Here is a 25,551-nt window from a genome sequence, read left to right as displayed (position 1 = left end):
CTCCTTTTCGTGGAGACCTGAGTGTGGCCAGTCTGCGGGCTTTCACTTGTAGGAAGCTGCTGATAGGTCTGTGCGTAAACAAAAACGGCCTTCGTATGAAGGCCGTTTCTGGTGATTCAATCAGCGCAGCGCGCCGATGTCATCAAACGCTGTAGTACAGGTCGTATTCCAGCGGGTGAACGAAGGTACGGACCTTGATCTCTTCTTCCGATTTCAGCTCGATGTAGGCATCGATGAAGTCGTCGGAGAACACGCCGCCCTTGGTCAGGAACGCACGGCCCTTGTCCAGCTCTTCCAGAGCTTCCTTCAGGCTGCCGCAAACCTGCGGGATTTCCTTGGCCTCTTCAGGCGGCAGGTCGTACAGGTTCTTGTCGGCTGCATCGCCTGGGTGGATCTTGTTCTGGATACCATCCAGACCAGCCATCAGCAGGGCGGCGAAGCACAGGTACGGGTTGGCAGCTGGGTCCGGGAAGCGCGCTTCGATACGGCGGGCTTTCGGGCTGGAGACGTAAGGGATACGGATCGAGGCCGAACGGTTACGGGCCGAGTAGGCCAGCATGACCGGCGCTTCGAAGCCAGGTACCAGACGCTTGTAGGAGTTGGTCGCCGGGTTGGTGAAGCCGTTCAGGGCCTTACCGTGCTTGATGATACCGCCGATGAAGTACAGGGCGGTGTCGGACAGGCCGGCATAGCCTTCGCCCGAGAAGGTGTTCTTGCCGTCTTTGGAGATCGACATGTGAACGTGCATGCCCGAGCCGTTGTCGCCGTACAGCGGCTTCGGCATGAAGGTAGCGGTCTTGCCGTAGGCATCGGCAACGTTGTGCACGCAGTACTTCAGGGTCTGAACTTCGTCAGCCTTGGTGACCAGGGTGTTGAAGCGCACACCGATTTCGTTCTGGCCGGCAGTGGCCACTTCGTGGTGGTGAACTTCGACGACCAGGCCCATTTCTTCCATGGCGTTGCACATGGCGGTACGGATTTCGTGGTCGTGGTCGCACGGCGGAACCGGGAAGTAGCCGCCTTTCACGGCAGGGCGGTGGCCCTTGTTGCCGCCTTCGACGTCCTGATCGGTCATCCAGGAGCCTTGCTCGGAGTAGATCTTGAACATCGAGCCCGAGATGTCGGACTTGAACTTCACCTGGTCGAAGATGAAGAACTCAGGCTCCGGGCCTACCAGTACGGTGTCACCGATACCGGTCGACTTCAGGAATTCTTCGGCACGCTTGGCGATGGCGCGTGGGTCGCGGTCGTAGCCTTGCATGGTGGACGGCTCGATCACGTCGCAGACCAGGATCAGGGTCGGCTCTTCGGTGAACGGGTCCAGGACGGCGGAGGAGTCGTCCGGCAGCAGGATCATGTCGGAAGCTTCGATGCCTTTCCAGCCTTCGATCGACGAGCCGTCGAACATCTTGCCAGCTTCGAAGAAGTCGTCATCCAGCGCGTCGCGAGCGGGCATGGTGACGTGGTGCTGCTTGCCTTTGGTGTCCGTGAAACGCAGATCAATCCACTTGACGTCATGATCTTTGATGAGTTGAACCGACTTCGACATGTTGTCCTCCGGATGGTCTAGGGCGCTTAGCCGCTGCCCTGGAAAAAGGGTGTCGCCGGGCGCGCATAGTCGGCCAAGCTTACCTGCCTCACAAGAGAGCAAATTGCATGCCAGTGCCCAAAAATGGCGAGGGCGGGATAAAAGGGGGCGTTTACGGGCATCTGGCCGGCGTCTGGCGTACAAAAGTGCATCTTTTGAGGGCGCTTTCTGGTGCTCGCGCACCAAATATGTGCGTGTCGTGGTTTTTGTGGTGCGCCTGAGGTCGCACCGCCCGCGCGGCGCATCGCGAGCAAGGCTCGCTCCTACATTTGTTCCTGGCCACTAACGTCAATGACAGGCGCGCGCGACCGCCTTGTGTGTACGCCGCGATATCGTGCCGGGCACCAAGGCGTTCGCGCGTAGATCCCACAGACCTCATAGGCCAGAAACAAATGTAGGAGCGAGCCTTGCTCGCGATGCGTCGCGCGGGCGGCATTCGATCTCACAGGCAGCGGAAAACCCGCCCCCGGCATCCCCTCCCAAACGCTCTGACCAAAAGTTGGTCAAAACCTGAGCAATATCCGCTATAATTCGCGCCCCTCATTTTCGGCAGGCCCTGCGCGCGCTGTTAACCAATGAAACTTATCGTCAAAGTCTTCCCAGAGATCACCATCAAGAGCCGGCCGGTGCGCAAGCGTTTCATCCGTCAGCTCGGCAAGAATATCCGTGTCGTGCTCAAGGACCTGGACCCTGAGCTCGCGGTCGATGGTGTCTGGGACAATCTCGAAGTGGTCACCCGCATCGAGGACGAGAAAGTCCAGCGCGAAATGATCGAGCGCCTCACCTGCACGCCGGGTATCACCCATTTCCTGCAGGTCGAAGAATACCCGCTGGGCGACTTCGACGATATCGTCGCCAAGTGCAAGCAGCACTTCGGCCACCTGCTGGCCGGCAAGCGTTTCGCCGTGCGCTGCAAGCGCGGCGGCCATCACGATTTTACCTCGATGGACGTTGACCGCCACGTCGGCAGCCAGTTGCGTCAGCAGTGCGGCGCCGTCGGCATCGACCTGAAGAACCCGGAAGTGCTGGTGCGCATCGAAATCCGCGATCAGCGCCTGTACGTCATTCACAACCAGCACAACGGCATCGGCGGCTACCCGCTGGGTGCCCTTGAGCAGACCCTGGTGCTGATGTCCGGTGGCTTCGACTCCACCGTGGCGGCCTATCAGATGATGCGCCGCGGCCTGATGACCCACTTCTGCTTCTTCAACCTGGGCGGCCGTGCCCACGAGCTGGGCGTGATGGAAGTGGCCCACTACTTGTGGAAGAAGTTCGGCAGCAGCCAGCGCGTGCTGTTCATCAGTGTGCCGTTCGAGGAAGTGGTCGGCGAGATTCTGAACAAGGTCGACAACAGCTACATGGGCGTGACCCTCAAGCGCATGATGCTGCGCGGTGCCGCGCGCATGGCCGAGCGTCTGGAAATCGATGCGCTGGTCACCGGCGAGGCGATTTCCCAGGTTTCCAGCCAGACCCTGCCGAACCTGTCGATCATCGATTCGGCTACCGACAAGCTGGTACTGCGTCCGCTGCTGGCCAGCCACAAGCAGGACATCATCGACACGGCCTCCCAGATCGGCACCGCCGAGTTCGCCAAGCACATGCCCGAGTACTGTGGCGTGATCTCGGTGAACCCTACTACCCATGCCAAGCGTCACCGCATGGAGCATGAAGAGAAGCAGTTCGACATGGCCGTGCTTGAGCGCGCCCTGGAGCGCGCCAAGTTCATCTCCATCGACCATGTGATCGACGAGCTGGGCAAGGACGTCGAAATCGAGGAAGTGGCGCAGGCCTTGCCGGGTCAGATCGTCATCGACATCCGCCACCCCGATGCCCAGGAAGACGAACCTCTGGTCATCGACGGTATCGAAGTCCAGGCCATGCCGTTCTATGCGATCAACAGCAAGTTCAAGCACCTGGATGCCAACCGCCAGTACCTGCTGTATTGCGACAAGGGTGTGATGAGCCGTCTGCACGCACACCATCTGCTCAGTGAGGGACATGCCAATGTGCGTGTTTATCGTCCGACATAAGACGCCAGGGCTATATGGCGGCAGCATCCGCCATCGCCCTCCCGACAGCCGGCCCCGCTGAGCCTTATGCCTTACATATTGGCCGCCTAGACTGGGCGGCAACCCGAATCCTCTGATCGAGATACAGTTGTGATCGAAAATCTGCGTAACATCGCCATCATCGCCCACGTTGACCATGGTAAAACCACCCTGGTCGACAAACTCCTGCGCCAGTCCGGCACCCTGGAGCGTAACGAGCTCAACGACGAGCGCGTCATGGACTCCAACGACCAGGAAAAAGAGCGCGGTATCACCATCCTGGCGAAAAACACCGCCATCCGTTGGAACGACTACCGCATCAACATCGTCGACACCCCCGGCCACGCCGACTTCGGTGGCGAGGTTGAGCGTGTCATGTCGATGGTCGACTCGGTGCTGCTGCTGGTCGATGCCCAGGACGGCCCGATGCCGCAAACCCGCTTCGTGACCAAGAAGGCCTTCGAAGCTGGCCTCAAGCCGATCGTCGTGATCAACAAGGTCGACCGTCCGGGCGCGCGTCCTGACTGGGTACTGGACCAGATCTTCGACCTGTTCGACAACCTCGGCGCCACCGACGACCAGCTGGACTTCCAGGTTGTCTACGCCTCGGCCCTGAACGGCATCGCCGGTCTGGACCACACCAACATGGCCGAAGACATGACCCCGCTGTACCAGGCCATCGTCGACCACGTTCCGGCTCCGACCGTTGACGTCGACGGCCCGTTCCAGATGCAGATCTCCGCGCTGGACTACAACAGCTTCCTGGGTGTTATCGGCGTAGGCCGTATCGCCCGTGGCCGCGTCAAGCCGAACACTCCGGTCGTCGCCATCGACACCGAAGGCAAGAAGCGCAACGGCCGTATTCTCAAGCTGATGGGCCACCACGGCCTGCACCGTGTCGACGTCGAAGAAGCTACCGCTGGCGACATCGTCTGCATCAGCGGTTTCGACGAGCTGTTCATCTCCGACACCCTGTGCGACATGAACCACGTCGAGGCGATGAAGCCGCTGACTGTCGACGAGCCGACCGTTTCGATGACCTTCCAGGTCAACGACTCGCCGTTCTGCGGCAAGGAAGGCAAGTTCGTCACCAGCCGTAACATCAAAGAACGTCTGGACAAAGAACTGCTGTACAACGTTGCCCTGCGCGTCGAAGAAGGCGACTCGGCTGACAAGTTCAAGGTTTCCGGCCGTGGTGAGCTGCACCTGTCGGTACTGATCGAAACCATGCGCCGTGAAGGCTTCGAGATGGCTGTAGGCCGTCCTGAAGTGATCATCCGTGAGGTGAACGGCGTCAAGCAGGAACCGTACGAGAACGTCACCATCGACATCCCTGAAGAATCCCAGGGCAAGGTCATGGAAGAAATGGGCCTGCGTAAGGGCGACCTGACCAACATGGCGCCGGATGGCAAAGGCCGTGTTCGTCTGGAGTACAACGTCCCAGCTCGCGGTCTGATCGGTTTCCGTAACCAGTTCCTGACCCTGACCAACGGTGCAGGCATCCTGACCTCGATCTTCGATCGCTATGACACCATGAAGCCTGGCCAGATGTCCGGCCGTCTGAACGGTGTTCTGGTTTCGATCGAGACCGGCAAGGCCCTGACCTACTCGCTGGAAACCCTGCAGGCTCGTGGCAAGCTGTTCATCGAGCACGGCCAGGATATCTACAACGGTCAGATCATCGGTCTGAACAGCCGTGACAACGACCTGGGCGTCAACCCGACCAAAGGCAAGAAGCTCGACAACATGCGTGCTTCGGGCAAGGACGAAGTCATCGCCTTGGTTCCGCCGGTTCGCCACACGCTGGAACAGGCCCTGGAATTCATCCAGGACGACGAGCTGTGCGAAGTCACGCCGAAGTCGATCCGTCTGCGCAAGAAGATCCTGGACGAAGGCGAGCGTACCCGCGCTGCCAAGAAAGCCAAGGCTTGATCGTCTAGCTTGAGTTGAAACGAAAACGCCCCCGGTCGAAAGGCCGGGGGCGTTTTTGTTTGCCTGCTGTTCCTGAGAGAACAGGGCAGGCAGGCGATCAGCGGGTTGTGGCCTTGGGCTTGTAGGCGCAGTACCCCGGGCGAGGCCCGACCTTCGGATGGTTCCGGCAGGTATCCGGTCGCTTGTCATAAATGGTGCACAGCCGGCTCTTGCGATCCAGATAGAGGCAATCGTCGTTGCTCATCCGCGTCAGGGTGAAAATGCCTGACTTCTGGTTGAAACGCTCGATGATGCCGTCTTTCTGCAGGCGTTTGGCGATGTTCTTCGGCGGCTCGTCCTTCTCGAACTCGTCTACCACGCCGATGCGGATCAAGTCTTTGATCTTCACTTCAACCGGCAGGGTGCAGCAGGTCGAATGGCAGCCCCCGCACATGTGGCTGGCATAGCGCTGCCAGGTTTCCAGGCGGTCTACTTCGGCCGCGGCAATCAGGGTCGTTTTCATCGTTTTTTAAGAGGTGAATCACGGTCTTGGGGCGCGCGATCATACCGGAGTTGTTCAAATTGTGAACAACCTTTTGCCGGAATCGTAAAGCGGGCATGAAAACTGCGAACAGGTGCTGTCACTCCTTGTCGAAGGGTCTAGTCTCAACACTCTCCCTCCGCTTTCGTCAACTTGCCCGAGGATGCCGCATGTCCCAGGAACCCAAAGCACGTGACGCCGAGGTGGCCGAGTTCCGTGCCGCTGTACTGGCCAAACTGACCTATGCGGTCGGCAAGGACCCAGAGCACGCTTTCGACCATGACTGGTTCGAAGCCATCGCCCTGGCTGCCCGCGACCACATGGTCGAACACTGGATGGATCACACCCGTCGCGCCTATAGACGCAGTCAGAAACGGGTCTATTACCTTTCCCTGGAGTTCCTCATCGGTCGGCTGCTGTATGACAGCCTGAGCAATCTGGGCCTGCTGGACATTGCCCGTGAAGCCTTGGAAGGGCTGGACGTGGACCTGGAGCGGATTCGCCTGCTGGAGCCGGATGCAGCGCTGGGCAACGGTGGCCTGGGCCGGTTGGCGGCGTGCTTCATGGAGAGCATGTCGACCCTGGGCATCGCGGCCCATGGCTATGGCATTCGCTACGAGCATGGCCTGTTCCGTCAGGCGGTGGTCGATGGCTGGCAGCAGGAACAGACCGAGAACTGGCTGGATTTCGGCAACCCCTGGGAGTTCGAGCGGGCAGAGGTCATCTACCCGATCAGCTTCGGTGGCAGCGTCGAGACGGTACACGATGCCAATGGCCAGCAGCGCCAGGTATGGTGGCCGGGCGAAACGGTGCGGGCGGTGGCCTACGATACGCCGGTAGTCGGCTGGCGTGGCGCCAGCGTCAATACCTTGCGGCTATGGCGTGCCCGGGCGCTGGAAGAGCTGCATTTGGAGCGCTTCAATGCGGGCGACCACCTGGGCGCGGTGGCCGAAGTGGCAAGGGCCGAGAGCATTTCGCGGGTACTGTACCCCGCGGACAGCACCGAGGCCGGCCAGGAACTGCGGCTGCGTCAGGAATACTTCTTCGTGTCCGCCTCGCTGCAGGATTTGCTGCGCCGCCACCTGAACATGCACAAGGACTTCCTCAACCTGCCTGATGCGGCCGCCATCCAGCTCAACGATACCCACCCCTCGATTGCCGTGGCCGAGTTGATGCGGCTGTTGGTCGACCAGCATGAAGTGCCTTGGGACAAGGCCTGGGAGCTGACCGTCGGCACGCTGGCCTACACCAATCACACGTTGTTGCCGGAGGCACTGGAAACCTGGCCTGTGGCCCTGATGGAGCGCATGCTGCCACGGCACATGCAGATCATCTATCTGATCAACGCCTACCATATCGACGCCTTGCGCGCCAAAGGCCTGCACGATTTCGACGTGCTGCGCGCGGTCTCGCTGATCGAGGAGGACAATGGCCGCCGTGTGCGCATGGGCAACCTGGCGTTCCTCGGTTCGCACAGCGTCAACGGTGTTTCGGCGCTGCACAGCAAGCTGATGAAAAGCACGGTGTTCGCTGAGCTGCACAAGCTCTACCCGCATCGAATCAACAACAAGACCAATGGCATCACCTTCCGCCGCTGGCTGTATCAGTCCAACCCGCCGCTGACCGCGATGCTGGTCGAGGCGCTGGGGCCAGAGCTGTTGGATGACCCGGAAGGGCGCCTGGCCAATCTGGTGCCTTTCGCGGACAAAGGCAGTTTCCGCAAGCAGTTCGCCGCCCAGCGCCTGCACAGCAAGCGTGCGCTGGCCAGCATCATCCAGGACCGCCTGGGGGTGACGGTCAATCCCGAGGCGCTGTTCGACGTGCAGGTGAAGCGTATCCACGAGTACAAGCGGCAATTGCTCAACCTGCTGCACACCGTGGCGTTGTACCAGGCGATGCGCGCCGAGCCCGGTACCGCGTGGGTGCCACGGGTGAAGATCTTCGCCGGCAAGGCGGCAGCCAGCTATCACCAGGCCAAGCTGATCATAAAGCTGGCCAATGACATCGCCCGTGTGGTCAACAACGACCCGACCGTGCGCGGGCTGCTCAAGGTGGTGTTCCTGCCCAACTACAACGTCAGCCTGGCCGAAAGCATTATCCCGGCGGCAGACCTTTCCGAGCAGATCTCCACAGCCGGGTACGAGGCGTCGGGCACCAGCAACATGAAGTTCGGCCTCAACGGAGCACTGACCATCGGGACCCTGGACGGCGCCAACGTGGAGATGTGCGAGCAGGTCGGTGCCGACAACATGTTCATCTTCGGCCTGACCGCCCAGCAGGTGGAGACGCGGCGCCGTGCCGGGGATTTCGGTGCCGGTGCCGCCATTGCCGCCTCCACGCGCCTGAGCGACGTATTGCAAGCAATCCGCAGCGGGGTGTTCTCGCCAGACGACCCCTCGCGCTACGCTGGGCTGATCGATGGCCTGGTGGCCCATGACCGGTTCCTGGTATGCGCCGACTTCGACGCCTATTGGGATGCCCAGCGACGGGTGGAGGAGTTGTGGCACAAGCCGGAGGAATGGTGGCGCATGGCGGTACTGAATACGGCGCGAATGGGCTGGTTCTCGTCTGACCGGACCATACGCGAGTACGCCACCGAAATCTGGAAGGCGCTGGATTGATGCAAAGGGGCCGCGACGCGGCCCATCGCCGGCTATTCGGCACCTGCCGTAAGCTCGCGCGGGAGACGGCTTGCCGGCGACCGGCCCCGACCATTGGCAGGGCGGTGGCTGAACTCAAGGCAGCAAGATGAGTCTCTTTGCTCGCTAGCATTGAACACTCCCTGTAAACTGCGGGGGTTTTCTCCCCCTATCCTTTCGGAGCCATACATGTCCCGCGTTACCCTGAGTCGCTATCTGATTGAGCAGACCCGCAGCAACAATACCCCTGCCGATCTGCGCTTCCTGATCGAAGTGGTGGCGCGTGCGTGCAAGGAAATCAGCCACAACGTGTCCAAGGGCGCCCTGGGTGGCGTGCTGGGTAGCATGGGCACTGAAAACGTGCAGGGCGAAGTACAGAAGAAACTGGACGTCATCTCCAACGAGATCCTGCTCGAAGCCAACGAGTGGGGCGGTCACCTGGCCGGCATGGCCTCCGAGGAAATGGACAACGCCTACCAGATCCCGGGCAAATACCCCAAGGGTGCTTACCTGCTGGTCTTCGACCCGCTGGATGGCTCGTCCAACATCGACGTCAACGTCTCGGTCGGCACCATCTTCTCGGTACTGCGCTGCCCGAACGAGTACCTGAGCCAGAACGAAACCCTGAACGAAAAAGCCTTCCTGCAGCCAGGTACCCAGCAGGTCGCCGCCGGTTATGCCATCTATGGCCCGCAGACCATGCTGATCCTGACCCTGGGCAATGGCGTCAAGGGCTTCACCCTGGACCGCGAGCTGGGCAGCTTCGTCCTGACCCACGAAAACATTCGCGTACCGGAAAGCACCGCCGAGTTCGCCATCAACATGTCCAACCAGCGTCACTGGGAAGCCCCGGTTCAGCGCTACGTGGGCGAACTGCTGGCTGGCGAGACCGGCCCGCTGAACAAGAACTACAACATGCGCTGGATCGCCTCGATGGTGGCCGACGTACACCGCATCCTGACCCGTGGTGGCCTGTTCATGTACCCGCGCGACGCGCGCGAGCCGAGCAAGCCGGGCAAGCTGCGCCTGATGTACGAAGCCAACCCGATGTCCTTCATCATCGAGCAGGCGGGTGGCGCTTCCACCAACGGTTACGATCGCATCCTCGATATCCAGCCAGAAAGCCTGCACCAGCGCGTGTCGGTCATCCTGGGCTCGAAGGAAGAGGTCGAGCGCGTTACCGCTTACCACAAGGAGTAAGACATGCTCGCACCTTGGCAGCCGTTGCTGGAGTGGTGGTTCGGTTGGGGCACCAGTCCCCAGGCCGTGGCTGACGAGAAGAGCACGTTGTGGTTCGGCAAACACCACGACGGCGAGGCTCAGGCGCTGTTCGGCGAGCTCGTCGAGCAGGCCTTGGCCGGCGGCCTCGATGAATGGCAGCAAAGCCCGCAAGGCTGGCTGGCCCTGCTGATCCTGCTGGACCAACTGCCGCGCATGATCTACCGCGACACGCCGCGCGCCTTCGACGGCGACCGGCGTGCCCAGGTGGTTGCCATGCAGGGGCTGCAGAAGGACTGGGATTACCAGCTGCTGCCTATTCAGCGGGTGTTCGTGCTGCTGGTGCTGGAGCATGCCGAGGTGCTGGACTGGCAGAACCTGTGCGTCGAGCGTTACCAGATCCTGCTCGATGAACAGCCGGAGGCGAACCGCCGGTTGTTCGAAGGGTTCCTCGACTATGCCGAAAAGCACCAGCGGGTAATTGCCCGGTTCGGGCGTTTCCCGCATCGCAACCTGGTGCTGGGGCGGCCGAGCACCAGTGAAGAGATGGACTTTCTGCTGGAGCCTGGGTCCAGGTTCTAGCGCCGTGCGCCGGCTCCCACAAGACGCGTAGGAGCCGGTTTGCCGGCGATGCGGCCCGCCATCTCAGATCCGGAAACTCCCCACCAGCTGTTTCAACCGCTCCACCTGGTGTTCGAGGTCGGTGCAGGCACGCAAGGTGCTCTGCAGGTTTTGCACGCCTTCCTGATTCAATGCATTGATCTCGGTAATGTCGACGTTGATCGACTCCACCACGGCAGTCTGTTCTTCGGTAGCGGTCGCGACCGACTGGTTCATGCCATCGATTTCCCCAATGCGCTGGGTCACGCTGCTCAACCGTTCACCCGCCTGATTGGCGATGCCAACGCTGTGGTCGCTGTGCTGTCGGCTCTGGTTCATGGTGCTGACCGCCACCTGCGCGCCGGCCTGCAGCTCTTCGATCAGGCACTGTACCTGCTGTGCCGATTCCTGGGTGCGATGGGCCAGGTTGCGTACCTCATCGGCCACCACGGCAAAACCACGTCCGGCCTCGCCCGCGCGAGCAGCTTCGATCGCGGCGTTGAGCGCCAGCAGGTTGGTCTGCTGGGAAATACCGCTGATCACATCGAGAATCTGGCCGATGTTCGCGGTGTGTGCGTTCAGCGTTTCGATGTTGCCGCAGGAGTCGCTGATGCGCGCCGACAGCTGGTTCATCACCTCTATCGTGCGACCAACCACCTGGTGGCCATCCTCGGCCAGGCCTCGTGCTTCGCTGGAATGCTGCGAGGCCAGCGCCGCGTTCTGGGCGATTTCCTGGGCCGCGGCACCCAGCTGGTTGATGGCCGCGGCCACGCTGCTGGTGCGGCTGGACTGCTGGTCGGCATTGTCGATCGAGGCATTGGAGGCCGACACCACCTGTGCCGCTACCGCATTGACCTGGCCAGTGGCCGAGGCGACTTCGCGGATGGACTCGTGGATTCGCTCGACGAAGCGGTTGAACGATTTGCCGAGGCTGCCGAATTCGTCCTGAGCATGAATGGTCAGGCGGCGGGTCAGGTCACCTTCACCTTCGGCGATGTCATGCATCGCGCGTCCCATCAAGTGCAGTGGCTCCATCAGCACGCGGATCAGCAGGCTCAGCAGGCCAATGATCACCACCACCGCAATCAGGGTCGCGACGATGGCCGAGGTGCGTAGTTCGCCCAGCATGGCGAAGGCCGCGTCTTGGTCGAGGACCAGTGCCACGTACCAATCAGCAGAGGGTACGCCGTCGACATGGGTGAAGCTGATGAACTGCTTGCGCCCGTCCAGCTCGACCTCCTGCAGGCCGCTGGTGGTGCGCGGCGGAGTGCCTGGATAGACGTCGGCCAAGGTCTTGAGCGCAAGTTCGGCCTTGGGGTGGATCAGGATCTTGCCTTCGCCGTTGACGATAAATGCATGCCCGCGGCCATCGAAGTCCAGGGTGTTGATCAGGTTGCTGATGGTCTGCAGGTCGGTGTCTACGCCGCTGACGCCAATCAGCTTGCCAGCCTGTTGCACCGGCGTGGCCAGGGTGATCACCAGCTTACCGGCGGATGCCGAGATGTAGGGTTCGGTGACGATGGTCCGGTTGGCGGCGCTGGCGGCCTTGTACCAGCCTCTTGCACGAGGGTCGTAGTCGGCGGCGCGGTTGCCGACCGGTACCGACTGCATGCTGCCATCCTGGCCGCCGAAGTAGGTGAGTTGGAAGTTGCTGCCATACACCGGCAGCGACAGGCTGCGGTCGAGGCTGGCGTTGCCAGGGCCGTCCAGCGCGACTTGCTGGGCCAGCGAGTCGAGCAGTTGGATGCGGCTGTCGAGCCAGTTGTGGATGTTGCCCGCCGTCAGATTGCCCAGGTCCCTCAGGGTAGCTTGCGTATCGCTGCGCAGCGACTGACGTTGTCGGTAGTCGTTGAACAGGACGAAACAGGTGAAGGCGACCGCTACCACGAGGGCGGCGGCCAGCAGAATCTTGTGGCTGAACTTCAGGTTCTTGGTCATGAATACGGTCTGCGCAAGGCAAGTCGGAGGGAGAGGGTGTGGCAATCCGCCACAGCGCCGCTCGCTGTGTCGACCTGGCGTAAGGAAACCTTAATCGTTTGCGCAGCGCCAGCCGACCGACGGTGCATGTGTAAAGGGTGGCATCCAGGGAACCAGGGAGGGTTTTTCCCGTCGAAGGACACTGCAGGCCACTCGCCTGCACCTACTTGTCCAGGAGTGTCCCTTCATGTCGTTGCGTTCCCTCGCCCTGTTGTCCTTGTGCGTCGTCCTGACTGCGTGCAGCAAGATCAATCAGGAAAACTATTCCAAGCTCAAGGCCGGTATGAACAAGGCCGAGGTCGAGCAACTGCTCGGCACGCCCACCGAGTGCTCTGGCGCACTGGGCATGAGCAGCTGCACCTGGGGGGACGAAAAGAGCTTCATCAGCGTGCAGTACGCAGCTGACAGGGTTCTGATGTACTCAGGGCAGGGTCTCAAATGAAGCGTCTGCACCTGCTGCTGGGTCTGTGCCTGGTGATGCTGCTGGGGGGGTGCGCCACGTCGGCCAACGACCCGCTGGCACCAAAGACCGCAGGCAACGTCGACCTCAAGCGTTACCAAGGCAAGTGGTACGAGCTGGCCCGACTGCCAATGCCTTACCAGAGCGAATGTGCCCAGTCAGAGGCCCATTACAACCTCAAGCAGGATGGCTCGTATGGCGTGCTCAACCGGTGCCGGACGATGGGCGACGAGTGGTTGCGCGCCGAGGGGCATGCCAACATTCAGGAGCCAGGCCATACCGACAAGTTATGGGTGGAATTCGATAACTGGTTCACCCGCCTGGTACCGGGTCTGACCAAGGGCGAGTACTGGATCCTGTACGTAGATGACCGTTACCGCACGGCAATCGTCGGCAGCCCGGACCGCAAGTACCTGTGGATTCTTTCGCGCACGCCGACCTTGCCGGCCTGGGAGCGCGAGAACCTGTTGTCCAAAGCCCGGCAGCAGGGTTATGACACCAGTCGCTTGATCTGGCGCACGGCCGACAAGCAGATCGTGCAGATGCATTGATGCCAGCCTCCTCGCCGGCATCCAGCTCCTCGTAGGAGCCGGCTTGCCGGCGAAAGGGCCATTTCTCGACACGTCATCCCAACAGCTGCCGCAACACCTGTGCGAACGCCCGCGCGCTTTCCTCTTCCTGGGCATGTCGCCCCTGACGCACTACCCACTGACCATTGACCATTACATCCCGTACCTGACGATCTCCACCGGCAAACAGCCAGCGGTTCAGAATGGCGTCGCCATCGGCAGTGGCGATGTACGGGTCCTGCCCGTCGAGCACGAGCCAGTCGGCCCGTTTGCCCCGTTCCAGGGTGCCGATGGTCTGGCCCAGCGCCTGGGCCCCGCCGCTTAGCGCTGCGTCATACAGCGTGCGTCCCACCATCGGCTGGCGTTCACCATGCAGGCGGTTGCGCCGCTGGTCCCGCAGGCGCTGTCCGTATTCCAGCCAGCGCAGTTCTTCCACTACGCTCAGCGAGACATGGCTGTCCGAGCCGATGCCCAGTCGTCCACCTTCAGCCAGGTAATCCACCGCCGGGAAGATGCCATCACCCAGGTTGGCTTCGGTGGTCAGGCACAGGCCTGCGACGGCACCGCTGCGGGCCATGGCCGCCACTTCATCGGCAATGGCGTGGGTGGCATGTACCAGGCACCAGCGCGGGTCGACGCTTACGTGCTCGTACAGCCACTGCAGTGGGCGCAGGCCGCTCCAGGCCAGGCAGTCATCCACTTCTTTCTGCTGTTCGGCGATGTGGATGTGAACCGGGCACTGCTGATTGGTCGCTGCCAGCACCTGGTCGATCTGCCCAGGGGTAACCGCACGCAAGGAGTGGAAGCACAGGCCGAGCTGCTGCGCGGGTTGGGCCGCCAGGACAGGGGCGAGCTGTGCCTGCAGGGCCAGGTACTGTTCCGTGGTGTTGATGAAGCGGCGCTGGCCTTCATTGGGGGCCTGGCCGCCGAAGCCTGAATGGCTGTAAAGCACGGGCAGCAAGGTCAGGCCGATACCGCTGCTGGTGGCGGCGGCGCTGATGCGCCGGGACAGCTCGGTGGGGTCGGCGTAGGCCTTTCCTGCCTGGTCATGATGGACATAGTGGAACTCGGCCACCGAGGTATAACCGGCCTTAAGCATCTCGATGTAAAGCTGGCGGGCGATGACGTGCAGTTGCTCCGGCGAGATCTTGCCGACCATCCGGTACATCAGCTCGCGCCAGGTCCAGAAGCTGTCGTTGGGATTGCCGGCCACCTCGGCCAGGCCTGCCATGGCGCGCTGGAATGCGTGGGAGTGCAAGTTCGGCATGCCCGGCAACAGCGGCCCGTGCAACCGTTCGGCGCCCTCAGCGCTGGCATTGGCTTGCACGTCTGTCAGGTGGCCATCAACAGCGACCTCCAGACGGACATCGTTAGCCCAACCGTTGGGCAGGAGGGCGCGTTCGGCGAAGTAGGCGGGCATGTGGCGATCCTGTTATTGTTCAGCTTGTATATACATATACAGCCGTTTGCCTGCCGGGTAAACTCCGGCAAGCTACCGCTCAATCAATTCGCACAAGGACCAAACGCCGTGCCGACACCTCCTGTCTCCACGCTGGTCGCCCAGATGGGCGAAGGGCCGGCGCCGCTGTATGCCCGGGTCAAGCAGATGATCGTCCAGCAGATCGAAAACGGCAGCTGGCCGCCACACCACCGGGTTCCCTCGGAAAGCGAGCTGGTCAGCGAACTGGGCTTCAGTCGCATGACCATCAACCGCGCCCTGCGCGAGCTGACCGCAGAGGGCTTGCTGGTCCGCATGCAGGGCGTAGGTACCTTCGTCGCCGAACCCAAGACCCGCTCGGCGCTGTTCGAAGTCCATAACATCGCCGACGAAATTGCCGCCCGGGGCCACCAGCATAGCTGTCAGGTGATCACCCTTGCCGAAGAGGCGGCCGGTTCCGAGCGGGCGCTGGCCCTGGACATGCGCGAAGGCCAGCGGGTGTTCCACTCGCTGATCGTGCACTACGAGAATGGCGTACCGGTGCAAATCGAGGACCGCTATGTCAACGCTGCCATCGCCCCGGACTACCTCAAGCAGGATTTTACCCGGCAGACCCCGTATGCCTACCTGTCCCAGGTTGCGCCACTGACAGAAGGCGAGCATGTGGTCGAGGCCATCCTCGCCGAACCCGATGAGTGCCAATTACTGCAGATCGAGCGTGGCGAGCCTTGCCTGCTGATCCGTCGGCGTACTTGGTCCGGTCGTCTGCCCGTGACCGCCGCTCGGTTGATTCACCCCGGTTCCCGTCATCGCCTGGAAGGACGTTTCAGCAAATGAGCCAGCTGCAGTTGTTACGCGCACGGGACTACCCGCGCATGCCTTGGAAGAACGGTGGCGGTTTCACCGAAGAAATCACGCGCGATGCGGGTGATGGCCTGGACGGTTTCGGCTGGCGCCTTTCCATTGCCGACATTGAAGCATCCGGCGGATTTTCCAGCTTCGCCGGCTACCAGCGGATCATCACCGTGCTGCAGGGTGACGGCATGCGCCTCAGTGTCGATGGCGTCGCGTCACGGCCATTGTTACCGCTCGATGCGTTCGCCTTCGATGGCCAGAGCCAGGTGAGTTGTCACCTGCTGGGTGGGCCGATCCGTGATTTCAACCTCATCTATGCCCCCGAGCGTTACCGTGCGCGCCTGCAATGGTTCAACGGCAGTACCCGGCTGTTCAGTGCTGCCGGCACTGTGTTGGTGTTCAGCGGGCAGGCGCAACTGCAAGTCAGTGTCGGTGGCCAGCCTGTGGATAACCTCGACCGCTATGACTGCCTGCACCTGAGCGGTAATGAGCGCCTGATGGAACTGGCGATCACTGGCTTGTGCTGTGTCATCGAACTGAGCGACGTTTCCCGGTAACGCACTGCGATCGCACAATTTGTTACCGAATGCCCCAGGGTGGCGCAATGCCGCCTTGGCCTGAATCCTCTACCGCAACGCCTCCCCAGATTTTTCTCACATCCCGTAACCCTTGAATGACGTGGCTTTCAAGCAGCCGCGGGGCCGCTGTCGCGCGCTGGGAAAAGTGACTTGGCAATTCAATTGCATATGCTTGTATGTACAAGTAAAGCCAAGTGCGCGAAAGTGGATAGGCCGTCCCTCTCGCGTTTGACCCAACGCACCACTGGCCCGCCGATCACGTCGGGTTTGGATAGATCGCTCAAGGAGCACTTTTCGTGACTGACAACAACTTGAACAAATTCCGTGACGTCGAGATCCGCGCCCCGCGTGGCAACAAGCTGACCGCCAAAAGCTGGCTGACCGAAGCGCCGCTGCGCATGCTGATGAACAACCTCGACCCACAAGTGGCGGAGAACCCCAAGGAGTTGGTGGTATACGGTGGTATTGGCCGCGCCGCGCGCAATTGGGCGTGCTACGACAAGATCGTCGAGAGCCTGACCAACCTGAATGACGACGAAACCCTGCTGGTGCAATCGGGCAAGCCGGTCGGTGTGTTCAAGACCCACGCCAACGCCCCGCGTGTGCTGATCGCTAACTCCAACCTGGTGCCGCACTGGGCCAACTGGGAACACTTCAACGAGCTGGATGCGAAGGGCCTGGCCATGTACGGCCAGATGACCGCTGGCAGCTGGATCTATATCGGCAGCCAGGGCATCGTTCAGGGCACCTATGAAACCTTCGTCGAAGCAGGCCGCCAGCACTACAACGGCAGCCTCAAGGGCAAGTGGGTACTGACCGCCGGCCTTGGCGGCATGGGCGGCGCCCAGCCGCTGGCCGCGACCTTGGCAGGTGCCTGCTCGCTGAACATCGAATGCCAGCAGAGCCGCATCGACTTCCGCCTGCAGACCCGCTACGTGGATGAGCAGGCCACCGATCTGGACGATGCCCTGGCGCGCATCGCCAAGTACACCGCCGAAGGCAAGGCCATCTCCATCGCCCTGCACGGCAACGCCGCCGAGATCCTGCCCGAGCTGGTCAAGCGTGGCGTACGTCCGGACATGGTCACCGACCAGACCAGCGCCCACGACCCGCTCAACGGCTACCTGCCAGCCGGTTGGACCTGGGAGCAGTACCGTGATCGCGCCCAGACCGAGCCCGCCGCTGTGGTCAAGGCCGCCAAGCAGTCCATGGCCGTGCACGTCCAGGCCATGCTCGACTTCCAGAAACAGGGCATCCCGACCTTCGACTATGGCAACAACATCCGCCAGATGGCCAAGGAAGAGGGTGTGAGCAACGCCTTCGACTTCCCAGGCTTCGTGCCGGCCTACATCCGTCCGCTGTTCTGCCGGGGCATCGGCCCGTTCCGCTGGGCGGCGCTGTCCGGCGACGCCGAGGACATCTACAAGACCGACGCCAAGGTCAAGGAACTGATCCCGGACGATGCCCACCTGCATCGCTGGCTGGACATGGCCCGCGAACGCATCAGTTTCCAGGGCCTGCCGGCGCGTATTTGCTGGGTTGGCCTGGGTCTGCGCGCGAAGTTGGGCCTGGCGTTCAACGAAATGGTACGCAGCGGCGAACTGTCGGCACCGATCGTGATTGGCCGTGACCATCTGGACTCGGGTTCTGTATCGAGCCCCAACCGCGAAACCGAAGCCATGCGCGACGGCTCGGATGCGGTGTCCGACTGGCCGCTGCTCAACGCCCTGCTGAACACCGCCAGTGGCGCCACCTGGGTGTCGCTGCACCATGGTGGCGGCGTGGGGATGGGCTTCTCGCAGCATTCGGGCATGGTAATTGTCTGCGATGGTACCGACGAAGCCGCCGAGCGTATCGCCCGCGTACTGACCAACGACCCGGCCACTGGCGTGATGCGCCATGCCGATGCGGGGTATCAGATTGCGATTGATTGTGCCAAAGAGCAGGGGCTGAACCTGCCGATGATCACTGGCTGACGGGCCCTGAGGCTGCTGTGCAGACCATGGCCGGTACGCCGGCTCCTACAGGTACGGTGTTGAGCCCTGAGGGAGCCGATTTGCCGGCAATGGTCCGTCACGTGGCCTCGGCCCCCTTTTTCGAGCCCTGCCGATTTCCACTTTCAAGTTTGGGAGCGTCACGCAATGAAAACCAACAAGACCCTGCTCGCCTCGCTGTTCGCCCTTGGTCTGCTCGGTGCTGCCGGTAGCAGCCAGGCCGCGGGCTGGTGTGAATCCGGCAAGCCGGTGAAGTTCGCCGGGCTGAACTGGGAAAGCGGCATGCTGCTGACCGACGTGATGCAGTTCGTGCTCAAGCACGGCTACGGCTGCGAGACCGACAGCCTGCCCGGCAACTCCATCACCATGGAGAACGCCCTGGGCACCAATGACATCCAGGTGTTCGCCGAGGAGTGGGTAGGCCGCAGCGAGGTCTGGAACAAGGCCGAAGCCGCCGGCAAGGTGGTAGGTGTCGGCGCCCCTGTGGTGGGCGCGCAAGAGGGCTGGTACGTGCCGCGCTACGTGATCGAGGGCGATGCCAAGCGCAAGCTCGAAGCCAAGGCGCCAGACCTGAAGAACGTCGCCGACCTGGCCAAGTATTCCAGCGTGTTCAAGGACCAGGAGGAGCCGAGCAAAGGCCGCTTCTACAACTGCCCTGCCGGTTGGACCTGTGAGCTGGACAACACCAAGATGCTCAAGGAGTACGGCCTGGAAAGCAGCTACACCAACTTCCGTCCAGGTACTGGCCCGGCACTGGATGCTGCCGTGCTGTCGAGCTACAAGCGCGGCGAGCCGATTCTTTTCTACTACTGGACCCCAACCCCGCTGATGGGCCAGGTCGACCTGGTCAAGCTGCAAGAGAAGGAAGGCGTGGACAAGTCCGTGACCATCAAGGTCGGTCTGTCGAAAGCGTTCCACGAGCAAGCCCCCGAACTGGTCGCGGTGCTGGAGAAGGTCAATCTGCCGATCGACCTGCTGAACCAGAACCTGGCGCGCATGACCAAGGATCGGATCGAATCGCCAGAACTGGCCAAGACGTTCCTCAAGGAACATCCTGAAGTTTGGCAGTCCTGGGTCAGCACGGATGCCGCCAAGAAGATCAACGCGGCGCTCTGAGCGTCCTCAGCTGATGAGTGGAACCTATGTTTCCTGACAACCTGACATTCTCCATCGCCGACTGGGTCAACGGCTGGGTCGACGCCCTGGTGACCAACTACGGCGATGTGTTCCGGCACATTTCCGACACCCTGCTTTGGGCCATCGTCAGTCTCGAAGGCCTGCTGCGTGCCACACCCTGGTGGCTGATGCTGGGGGTGGTGGCGGTCATCGCCTGGCACGCCACCCGGCGTGTACTGCCGACCTTGGTGATCACCGGCTTGTTGTTCCTGGTCGGCGCTGTCGGCCTCTGGGACAAGTTGATGCAGACGTTGGCACTGATGCTGGTCGCCACCGTGATCTCGGTGCTGGTGGGCATTCCGCTGGGCATCCTGTCGGCGCGCAGCAACCGCTTGCGCGCAGTGTTGATGCCATTGCTGGACATCATGCAGACCATGCCAAGCTTCGTGTACCTGATTCCGGTGCTGATGCTGTTCGGCCTGGGCAAGGTGCCGGCGATCTTCGCCACGGTGATCTACGCCGCGCCGCCCCTGATCCGCCTGACCGACCTGGGGATTCGTCAGGTCGACGGTGAAGTGATGGAGGCCATCAACGCCTTCGGCGCCAACCGCTGGCAACAGCTGTTCGGCGTGCAGTTGCCACTGGCATTGCCCAGCATCATGGCCGGCATCAACCAGACCACCATGATGGCGCTGTCGATGGTGGTGATTGCCTCGATGATCGGCGCCCGGGGGCTGGGCGAAGACGTGCTGGTCGGTATCCAGACCCTGAACGTCGGCCGCGGCCTCGAAGCGGGTCTGGCGATCGTCATTCTCGCGGTGGTGATCGACCGCATTACCCAGGCCTATGGCCGGCCACGCCACGAGGTGAGCAAATGAGCACGCAGGCGATCAGCAAGATCGAGGTGAAGAACGTCTTCAAGATCTTCGGCGACCGTGCCGAGGAAGCCTTGCAACTGATCCGCAACAAGCAGGGCAAGGAGCAGGTGCTGGCGCAGACGGGTTGCGTGGTCGGGGTCAACGACCTGTCGCTGTCCATCGGCAGCGGCGAGATCTTCGTAATCATGGGCCTGTCCGGTTCCGGCAAGTCGACCCTGGTGCGCCACTTCAACCGGCTGATCGACCCCACCAGTGGGCAGATCCTGGTCGATGGCGAGGACATTCTGAAATACGACATGGAAGCCTTGCGCGAGTTTCGCCGGCGCAAGATCAGCATGGTGTTCCAGAGTTTTGGCCTGTTGCCGCACCGCAACGTGCTGGACAACGTCGCCTATGGCCTGAAGGTGCGGGGCGAGAGCAAGCAACTGTGCGCAGAGCGCGCTCAGCAGTGGATCGAGACCGTCGGTCTGAAGGGCTACGAGAAGAAGTATCCGCACCAGCTGTCGGGCGGCATGCGCCAGCGCGTCGGCCTGGCCCGGGCCTTGGCGGCGGACACCGACATCATCCTCATGGACGAGGCGTTCAGCGCCCTGGACCCGCTGATCCGCGCTGAAATGCAGGACCAATTGCTCGAACTGCAGAAAACGCTGCACAAGACCATCGTGTTCATCACCCATGACCTGGATGAAGCCGTGCGCATTGGCAACCGCATCGCCATTCTCAAGGATGGCCGCCTGATCCAGGTCGGTACGCCGCACCAGATCCTTCACAACCCGGCCGACGAATACGTCGACCGTTTTGTCCAGCGCCGCGCGGTTGCGGTATGAGGAGCGCCATGTCGCAAGCTGAAACCGTCGTCATCACTGGCGCCCCGGTGCGCTGGCAGGACATCGCCGCCGTCGCCCGCCATGGCGCGCGCCTTGAGCTGGCACCTTTGGTGTGGGCGCGTATCGACAACGCCCAGGCCATCGTGCGGCATATCGTCGACAGTGGTGAGCGTGCCTATGGGGTCAACACCGGCCTCGGCGCGCTGTGCAACGTATCGCTGCAAGGCGAGCAACTGAGCGCGCTGTCGCGCAACACCTTGCTCAGTCACGCCTGCGGCGTGGGGCCGGCGCTGCCCGATGAGCAGACCAGGGCGATCATCTGCGCCGCCATCGTCAACTACAGCCATGGCAAGTCCGGCCTGCAGCGTGGCGTGGTCGAAGCGCTGCTTGCACTGCTCAACCACGGCATCACCCCGCAGGTGCCGTCCCAGGGTTCGGTGGGCTACCTGACCCACATGGCCCATGTCGGTGTGTGCCTGCTGGGTATCGGCAGGGTCAGCTATCGCGGGCAGGTCGTGGAAGCCGCCCAGGCCCTGAGTGCCGAAGGGCTGGAGCCTGTCCAGCTGGGTGCCAAGGACGGCCTGTGCCTGGTCAATGGCACGCCGTGCATGACCGGCTTGGCCAGCTTGGCCGTGGACGATGCCAGCCGCTTGCTGCAATGGGCCGATGTGATCGGGGCCATGAGTTTCGAAGCGTTGCGTGGTCAGATCGCCGCCTTCGACCCCGAGATCATCGCCCTCAAACCTCATGCGGGCATGCAGGTGGTGGGTGCGAATCTGCGCGCCTTGCTCGAAGGCAGCGAAGTGATCGCCACCAGCAAGGGTATCCGCACCCAGGATGCGCTGAGCATTCGTTCGATCCCGCAGGTGCATGGCGCTGCCCGTGACCAATTGGCCCACGCGGTGCGGCAGATCGAGGCGGAACTCAACGGTGCCAACGACAACCCGTTGCTGCTGGGCACGCCGGACGATTTCCGCGTGGTCTCTCAGGCCAACCCCCACGGCCAGTCGGTGGCCATGGCGGCGGACCTTCTGGCAATCGCCATGGCCGAGATCGGCTCGATCGCCGAGCGCCGTCTGGACCGTCTGGTGAACCCGCATGTCAGCGGCCTGCCGGCCTTCCTGGTCAGCGACCCTGGAGTCAACTCGGGCATGATGATCGCCCAGTACGTCGCGGCCTCGCTGTGCGCACAGAACCGTCAGCTGGCGCAACCGGCGGTGCTCGACAACTTCGTCACCTCGGGCTTGCAGGAAGACCACCTGAGCCTGGGCACCAATGCCGCCTTGAAGCTGCACCAAGTCCTGGAGAACTGCACGCAGATCCTCGCCATCGAGTACCTGCTGGCAGCCCAGGCCTTCGAGTTTCTCAAGGAGCAGCGCTTCGGCGTCGGTACCGACGCTGCCTGGCGCCTGCTGCGCAAACAGGTTCCGGCCTACCTGCAGGATCGTTGGCTGGCACCGGACATCGCCTGTGCCGCAGCCCTGCTCAAAGATCCCCGGTTGCCGCAGCCTGTGCTGTCGGCGCTGAACTGAACAATAACAAGGAGCCAGCACATGGAAGCTTTCAACCTCGTTCCCGGCAGCCTGACTTTGGCCCAATTGCGCCGGATCCACCATGCACCGGTTCGGCTGACGCTGGACCCAAGTGCTGACGCTGGGATCGACGCCAGCGTCGCCTGTGTCGAGCGCATCATCGCCGAAGACCGCACTGCCTACGGCATCAACACCGGTTTCGGTCTGCTCGCCTCGACCCGTATCGCCAGCCACGACCTGGAGAACTTGCAGCGCTCGCTGGTGCTGTCCCATGCAGCCGGCATCGGCGCGCCACTGGACGATGCCATGGTGCGGCTGATCATGGTGCTGAAGATCAACAGCCTGAGCCGCGGTTTCTCGGGCATCCGGCGCAAGGTGATCGATGCGCTGATTGCCTTGGTCAACGCCGAGGTCTACCCGCACATCCCGCTCAAAGGGTCGGTCGGTGCTTCCGGCGACCTCGCACCGCTGGCGCACATGTCGCTGGTCTTGCTCGGCGAAGGTAAGGCGCGCTACCAAGGTGAATGGCTCCCCGCCAACCAAGCCCTAGCTGTGGCGGGCCTCGAGCCGCTGACCCTGGCTGCCAAGGAAGGTCTGGCGCTGCTCAACGGCACCCAGGCCTCCACCGCCTACGCCTTGCGCGGGCTGTTCCAGGCCGAAGACCTGTTCGCCGCGGCCATCGCCTGTGGTGGGTTGACCGTGGAAGCCGCGCTGGGCTCGCGTGCACCGTTCGATGCCCGCATCCATGCGGCGCGCGGCCAGCCTGGACAGATCGACACCGCAGCCTGCTTCCGTGATTTGCTGAGCGACTCGACCGAAGTGTCGCGCTCGCACCAGAACTGCGGCAAGGTCCAGGACCCGTACTCCCTGCGGTGCCAGCCTCAAGTCATGGGGGCTTGCCTGACCCAGTTGCGTCAGGCAGCGCAGGTGCTGGCAGTGGAGTCCAATGCCGTGTCCGACAACCCATTGGTATTCGCCGAGCAGGGCGATGTGATTTCCGGTGGCAACTTCCACGCCGAACCGGTAGCCATGGCCGCGGACAACATCGCCCTGGCGATTGCCGAGATCGGTGCGCTGAGCGAGCGCCGCATCTCGCTGATGATGGACAAGCACATGTCCCAGCTACCGCCGTTCCTGGTGGAAAACGGCGGGGTGAACTCAGGGTTCATGATCGCCCAGGTCACCGCTGCCGCATTGGCCAGCGAAAACAAGGCCCTGTCCCATCCGCACAGTGTCGACAGCCTGCCGACCTCGGCCAACCAGGAAGACCATGTGTCCATGGCGCCGGCCGCTGGCAAGCGTCTGTGGGAAATGGCCGAGAACACCCGGGGCGTGCTGGCCATCGAATGGCTGGGCGCCTGTCAGGGCTTGGACCTGCGCGAGGGGCTGAAAACCTCGGTGAAACTGGAGCAGGCGCGCCAGGTGCTGCGCCGCGAGGTGCCGCACTATGACCGCGACCGCTTCTTCTCGCCGGACATCGAAGTGGCCAGCGCCTTGTTGGCTGAAGGCAAATTGACCGCGCTGTTGCCGGCCGGCGTGCTGCCAAGCCTCTGACAGGAGTACCCATATGAGAACGCTTTGGCAGCACTGCCACGCGGCAACCATGGCCCAAGGCAGCTACTCGATCATCGAGGACGCGGCCATTGTCAGTAGCGCAGGGCTGATCGAATGGATCGGCCCGCGTGGCGAACTGCCGACGCTAGAGATCGACCGCACGGTGGACCTGAACGGCGCCTGGGTCACTCCAGGCTTGATCGACTGCCACACCCACGCCGTGTTTGGCGGCAATCGCAGCGGTGAATTCGAGCAGCGCCTGCAAGGCGTGAGCTACGCCGAGATCGCCGCGCAAGGCGGCGGCATCGCCAGTACCGTGCGGGCCACACGCGCAGCCAGCGAGGACGCGTTGTTCGCCAGTGCCAGGCAGCGAGTCCAGGCGCTGATGCGCGATGGCGTGACGGCGATCGAGATCAAGTCCGGCTACGGCCTGGACCTGGCCAACGAACGCAAGATGCTGCGCGTCGCGCGGCGCTTGGCCGAAGAGCTGCCGGTGGCCGTGCGCGCCACCTGCCTGGCGGCCCACGCCCTGCCGCCGGAGTATGCCGGCAGGGCGGATGACTACATCGCCCACATCTGTGACGAGATGCTGCCTGCGCTGGCCGAGGAAGGGCTGGTGGACGCCGTGGATGCCTTCTGTGAACACCTGGCGTTCTCGCCCGACCAGGTGGAGCGGGTGTTCATAAAGGCGCGCGAACTGGGCCTGCCGGTCAAGCTGCATGCCGAACAGTTGTCGTCACTGCACGGTTCGAGCCTGGCGGCACGCTATCAGGCGTTGTCGGCAGATCATCTGGAGTTCATGACCGAAGACGATGCAATTGCCATGGCCAAGGCCGGCACGGTGGCCGTCTTGCTGCCAGGCGCCTTCTACTTCCTGCGTGAAACCCAACTGCCGCCGATGGATGCCCTGCGCCGTCATGGCGTGAGAATCGCCCTGGCCAGCGACCTCAACCCCGGCACCTCGCCTGGGCTGTCGTTACGGCTGATGTTGAACATGGGCTGCACGCTGTTTCGCATGACGCCGGAGGAGGCGCTGGCAGGGGTGACCCTGCATGCCGCCATGGCGTTGGGCCTGGGAGCCAGTCACGGTTCGCTGGAGCCTGGCAAGGCGGCGGACTTCGTCGCCTGGCGGATCGAGCGCCCCGCCGACCTGGCCTACTGGCTCGGGGGGGACTTGCCCAAGCGTATCGTGCGCATGGGTCACGAGATTTCCAATTGAGCGAGACGA

General features: G+C 62.4%; 20 protein-coding genes and 1 pseudogene. 16 read left to right on the top strand and 5 right to left on the bottom strand.

Features of this window, described 5'->3' with window-relative positions; translation table 11 throughout:
- Nucleotides 1-142: 142 nt before the first annotated feature.
- Entirely contained in the window at nt 143-1,549 is a 1,407-nt protein-coding gene (gene glnA, locus C4Q26_RS09895; RefSeq protein ID WP_023378279.1) for a glutamate--ammonia ligase, read from the bottom strand.
- Between the two features lie 614 nt (nt 1,550-2,163).
- Here glnA and thiI point away from each other — a divergent pair.
- The gene (thiI, locus tag C4Q26_RS09890) at nt 2,164-3,618 is read left to right on the top strand and encodes a tRNA uracil 4-sulfurtransferase ThiI (protein ID WP_104883036.1); all 1,455 of its coding nucleotides are present in this window, start codon (nt 2,164-2,166) and stop codon (nt 3,616-3,618) included.
- Nucleotides 3,619-3,747: 129 nt separating this feature from the next.
- A complete protein-coding gene (gene typA / locus C4Q26_RS09885; protein ID WP_023378281.1) occupies nt 3,748-5,568 on the top strand; it encodes a translational GTPase TypA in 1,821 nt (606 codons plus the stop codon).
- A 97-nt stretch (nt 5,569-5,665) separates the two neighbouring features.
- Here the strand turns inward: typA and C4Q26_RS09880 are convergent, their stop codons facing one another.
- A complete protein-coding gene (locus tag C4Q26_RS09880; RefSeq protein WP_023378282.1) occupies nt 5,666-6,070 on the bottom strand; it encodes a YkgJ family cysteine cluster protein in 405 nt (134 codons plus the stop codon).
- 188 nt (nt 6,071-6,258) lie between these two features.
- On the opposite strand from C4Q26_RS09880, the gene C4Q26_RS09875 reads away from it, so the two are divergent.
- The 3 genes from C4Q26_RS09875 (at nt 6,259) to C4Q26_RS09865 (ending at nt 10,527) form a co-directional block, all read left to right on the top strand.
- A complete protein-coding gene (locus C4Q26_RS09875; RefSeq protein ID WP_027907930.1) occupies nt 6,259-8,709 on the top strand; it encodes a glycogen/starch/alpha-glucan phosphorylase in 2,451 nt (816 codons plus the stop codon).
- 207 nt (nt 8,710-8,916) lie between these two features.
- Nucleotides 8,917-9,927, top strand: coding sequence for a class 1 fructose-bisphosphatase (locus C4Q26_RS09870; protein WP_023378284.1), 1,011 nt, complete (start codon nt 8,917-8,919; stop codon nt 9,925-9,927).
- Nucleotides 9,928-9,930: 3 nt separating this feature from the next.
- Nucleotides 9,931-10,527 (top strand): DUF924 family protein, encoded by a 597-nt coding sequence (locus C4Q26_RS09865; RefSeq protein ID WP_023378285.1) that lies wholly within the window; start codon nt 9,931-9,933, stop codon nt 10,525-10,527.
- 63 nt (nt 10,528-10,590) lie between these two features.
- Here C4Q26_RS09865 and C4Q26_RS28745 read toward each other — a convergent pair whose 3' ends face one another.
- Together C4Q26_RS28745 and C4Q26_RS28740 are read right to left on the bottom strand one after the other, a co-directional pair.
- Nucleotides 10,591-11,316 carry a methyl-accepting chemotaxis protein gene (locus C4Q26_RS28745; protein ID WP_371919599.1) on the bottom strand — a complete coding sequence of 242 codons (726 nt, stop codon included), beginning with the start codon at nt 11,314-11,316 and terminating at the stop codon, nt 10,591-10,593.
- A gap of 177 nt (nt 11,317-11,493) precedes the next feature.
- Nucleotides 11,494-12,483: pseudogene (locus C4Q26_RS28740) on the bottom strand (cache domain-containing protein); the annotation flags it as partial.
- Between the two features lie 226 nt (nt 12,484-12,709).
- Here C4Q26_RS28740 and bamE point away from each other — a divergent pair.
- Together bamE and C4Q26_RS09850 are read left to right on the top strand one after the other, a co-directional pair.
- A complete protein-coding gene (gene bamE / locus C4Q26_RS09855; protein ID WP_023378287.1) occupies nt 12,710-12,964 on the top strand; it encodes an outer membrane protein assembly factor BamE in 255 nt (84 codons plus the stop codon).
- Nucleotides 12,961-13,533, top strand: a complete 573-nt coding sequence (locus C4Q26_RS09850) for a lipocalin family protein (RefSeq protein WP_023378288.1) — start codon at nt 12,961-12,963, stop codon at nt 13,531-13,533. The genes bamE and C4Q26_RS09850 overlap by 4 nt, the downstream gene beginning before the upstream one ends.
- A 73-nt stretch (nt 13,534-13,606) precedes the next feature.
- Here C4Q26_RS09850 and C4Q26_RS09845 read toward each other — a convergent pair whose 3' ends face one another.
- Nucleotides 13,607-14,971 (bottom strand): formimidoylglutamate deiminase, encoded by a 1,365-nt coding sequence (locus tag C4Q26_RS09845; protein ID WP_023378289.1) that lies wholly within the window; start codon nt 14,969-14,971, stop codon nt 13,607-13,609.
- A gap of 144 nt (nt 14,972-15,115) precedes the next feature.
- On the opposite strand from C4Q26_RS09845, the gene hutC reads away from it, so the two are divergent.
- From hutC to hutI, 9 genes are all read left to right on the top strand, one after another.
- A complete protein-coding gene (hutC, locus tag C4Q26_RS09840) occupies nt 15,116-15,826 on the top strand; it encodes a histidine utilization repressor (protein WP_177325254.1) in 711 nt (236 codons plus the stop codon).
- Nucleotides 15,823-16,401, top strand: a complete 579-nt coding sequence (locus tag C4Q26_RS09835) for a HutD family protein (RefSeq protein ID WP_023378291.1) — start codon at nt 15,823-15,825, stop codon at nt 16,399-16,401. Before hutC ends, C4Q26_RS09835 begins: the two co-directional genes overlap by 4 nt.
- A gap of 317 nt (nt 16,402-16,718) precedes the next feature.
- Nucleotides 16,719-18,398, top strand: coding sequence for a urocanate hydratase (hutU, locus tag C4Q26_RS09830; RefSeq protein WP_023378292.1), 1,680 nt, complete (start codon nt 16,719-16,721; stop codon nt 18,396-18,398).
- A 165-nt stretch (nt 18,399-18,563) separates the two neighbouring features.
- Nucleotides 18,564-19,532 carry an ABC transporter substrate-binding protein gene (locus C4Q26_RS09825; protein ID WP_023378293.1) on the top strand — a complete coding sequence of 323 codons (969 nt, stop codon included), beginning with the start codon at nt 18,564-18,566 and terminating at the stop codon, nt 19,530-19,532.
- Nucleotides 19,533-19,558: 26 nt separating this feature from the next.
- Complete coding sequence (locus tag C4Q26_RS09820) at nt 19,559-20,410, top strand: proline/glycine betaine ABC transporter permease (RefSeq protein ID WP_023378294.1); 852 nt, start codon at nt 19,559-19,561, stop codon at nt 20,408-20,410.
- Nucleotides 20,407-21,237, top strand: coding sequence for a glycine betaine/L-proline ABC transporter ATP-binding protein (locus tag C4Q26_RS09815; RefSeq protein ID WP_023378295.1), 831 nt, complete (start codon nt 20,407-20,409; stop codon nt 21,235-21,237). The genes C4Q26_RS09820 and C4Q26_RS09815 overlap by 4 nt, the downstream gene beginning before the upstream one ends.
- A gap of 8 nt (nt 21,238-21,245) precedes the next feature.
- Entirely contained in the window at nt 21,246-22,769 is a 1,524-nt protein-coding gene (gene hutH / locus C4Q26_RS09810) for a histidine ammonia-lyase (protein WP_023378296.1), read from the top strand.
- Between the two features lie 21 nt (nt 22,770-22,790).
- Nucleotides 22,791-24,323 (top strand): histidine ammonia-lyase, encoded by a 1,533-nt coding sequence (gene hutH / locus C4Q26_RS09805; protein WP_023378297.1) that lies wholly within the window; start codon nt 22,791-22,793, stop codon nt 24,321-24,323.
- Between the two features lie 13 nt (nt 24,324-24,336).
- Nucleotides 24,337-25,542, top strand: coding sequence for an imidazolonepropionase (gene hutI, locus C4Q26_RS09800; protein WP_023378298.1), 1,206 nt, complete (start codon nt 24,337-24,339; stop codon nt 25,540-25,542).
- Nucleotides 25,543-25,551 lie beyond the last annotated feature (9 nt).

Source organism: Pseudomonas sp. SWI44 (genome assembly GCF_002947915.1).
Taxonomy (GTDB): domain Bacteria; phylum Pseudomonadota; class Gammaproteobacteria; order Pseudomonadales; family Pseudomonadaceae; genus Aquipseudomonas; species Aquipseudomonas taiwanensis.
This window is presented reverse-complemented; position numbering and strand designations above follow the sequence as displayed.

Coding starts and splice junctions, on each gene's coding strand:
- hutH (WP_023378297.1), top strand. CDS start 22,791: ATGGAAGCTTTCAACCTCGTTCCCGGCAGCCTGACTTTGGCCCAATTG.
- C4Q26_RS09815 (WP_023378295.1), top strand. CDS start 20,407: ATGAGCACGCAGGCGATCAGCAAGATCGAGGTGAAGAACGTCTTCAAG.
- C4Q26_RS09820 (WP_023378294.1), top strand. CDS start 19,559: ATGTTTCCTGACAACCTGACATTCTCCATCGCCGACTGGGTCAACGGC.
- hutH (WP_023378296.1), top strand. CDS start 21,246: ATGTCGCAAGCTGAAACCGTCGTCATCACTGGCGCCCCGGTGCGCTGG.
- C4Q26_RS09850 (WP_023378288.1), top strand. CDS start 12,961: ATGAAGCGTCTGCACCTGCTGCTGGGTCTGTGCCTGGTGATGCTGCTG.
- C4Q26_RS09880 (WP_023378282.1), bottom strand. CDS start 6,070: ATGAAAACGACCCTGATTGCCGCGGCCGAAGTAGACCGCCTGGAAACC.
- hutC (WP_177325254.1), top strand. CDS start 15,116: ATGGGCGAAGGGCCGGCGCCGCTGTATGCCCGGGTCAAGCAGATGATC.
- C4Q26_RS09835 (WP_023378291.1), top strand. CDS start 15,823: ATGAGCCAGCTGCAGTTGTTACGCGCACGGGACTACCCGCGCATGCCT.
- C4Q26_RS09870 (WP_023378284.1), top strand. CDS start 8,917: ATGTCCCGCGTTACCCTGAGTCGCTATCTGATTGAGCAGACCCGCAGC.
- C4Q26_RS09845 (WP_023378289.1), bottom strand. CDS start 14,971: ATGCCCGCCTACTTCGCCGAACGCGCCCTCCTGCCCAACGGTTGGGCT.
- C4Q26_RS09865 (WP_023378285.1), top strand. CDS start 9,931: ATGCTCGCACCTTGGCAGCCGTTGCTGGAGTGGTGGTTCGGTTGGGGC.
- hutI (WP_023378298.1), top strand. CDS start 24,337: ATGAGAACGCTTTGGCAGCACTGCCACGCGGCAACCATGGCCCAAGGC.
- thiI (WP_104883036.1), top strand. CDS start 2,164: ATGAAACTTATCGTCAAAGTCTTCCCAGAGATCACCATCAAGAGCCGG.
- bamE (WP_023378287.1), top strand. CDS start 12,710: ATGTCGTTGCGTTCCCTCGCCCTGTTGTCCTTGTGCGTCGTCCTGACT.
- C4Q26_RS09875 (WP_027907930.1), top strand. CDS start 6,259: ATGTCCCAGGAACCCAAAGCACGTGACGCCGAGGTGGCCGAGTTCCGT.
- C4Q26_RS09825 (WP_023378293.1), top strand. CDS start 18,564: ATGAAAACCAACAAGACCCTGCTCGCCTCGCTGTTCGCCCTTGGTCTG.
- glnA (WP_023378279.1), bottom strand. CDS start 1,549: ATGTCGAAGTCGGTTCAACTCATCAAAGATCATGACGTCAAGTGGATT.